Annotated in this window: 1 protein-coding gene; it reads right to left on the bottom strand. The window is 33.2% G+C overall.

Translation table 11 applies throughout. The features are described 5' to 3' along the window. Positions 1-1,305, bottom strand: a 1,305-nt coding sequence (locus N2Z58_09420; protein MCX7654877.1) for a hypothetical protein, incomplete at its 3' end; no start/stop codon positions are given. Positions 1,306-1,339: the final 34 nt, after the last annotated feature.

The following is a 1,339-nucleotide window of genomic DNA, read 5'->3' on the forward strand; positions in this document are numbered from 1 at the left end:
AACAGCATAAGTTGCATCGTGATTGATTGGTATTCTACTACTACTATACACAGACCAGAAAATATTAGGATTACTTTGAAAAGCATAATTACCAATTTTACCATCCGTTAAACTTACAACCTGTCCACTACCAGTATATGTAATCCATCCATGTAAAGAAGCATTACCATCACCATCGCTTAAAGACCAGTTAATGAGATTAGTTTTAACATTTCCTTCTAATTGCTTAAGTTGTGTTTCAGTATTCGCTATTCTTCCATTTAGATAACTTTCAAACGAAGCTTTACTTTTAATTGTTACATTAACTATATTTGACCAATTACTTTCATTCCCCCACAAATCATATGTTTTTACACGAAAATATAATGTTTGGTCTGTTGAGTAGTTAAATTGCATTGTATGATTGTTGTCTGTTGTTGTTATTGTTGTTGCTGAAGCAAAATTTGAAGTTGTTGATACTTGCAAGTCGTATTTTAATTGCCCAACAGCTGTTGGTTGAGACCATGAACAGTAAGCTGTATCATATCCAGCAGCTAAAACATTCAATGTTGGTGCTGAAATTGTTTGTGTGAATTTTGGAACGGTTAAATTAACAGTTTGTGCGGTTGACAATACATTTGTTGATGTAATTGAAAAAGCGCGAATTTGAAAGTTTTTTGAGCTTTCAGATCCCCAACCAAATTGAAAAATTGCTCTATCTGTACCTTTATAAATCATTTGTGATTGCCAAACACCAGATGCAACATTGTCAGTTGCATAAACAATAGTACCAACCACATCTTGCCGTGTGGCATGTGTAATCAAAACGGTAATTGTTACACCTTTTGGATTGTGAGTATAACTGTATTGCGCCGAAATGACCGGAGGATTAGGTGGAGTGGTATCAGAAGTAAAGTCTGGTGTTTTTGATAAATTCAAAACTGGAGTTGCAGTACTAAATAACAAACTATTACCACTTGCTACAGCAAAAGCTACTTGTTCATTATCTTCTGTGGCTTTATATAAATAAGAATTATCTGCAACTATTATGTCTGTTTGTGTATTATTTTTAAAAATCCTTAGGGTATAAAATTCTGCATTAGTACTTGACCAACTGACAAATGCACTTGTACCACCCGCTTGTCTTTGTGCATTAATTACTTTGGGTGGTAATTGATTTTGTGTATTTGTAAAAGACCATTTATACGTATCAGTCTTACCATATTTATTTTCCGCATAATATTCTAATTCGTACAATGCATTACTATAGGTTGGTAATTCGATAATGTTTGTAAAACTAACCAATTCATTTTCTTTGAGTTTCAATCCCTCATAGTTACGCTACAAACAATTATCAAAG

This window comes from Fervidobacterium sp. (assembly GCA_026419195.1).
Classification (GTDB): domain Bacteria; phylum Thermotogota; class Thermotogae; order Thermotogales; family Fervidobacteriaceae; genus Fervidobacterium.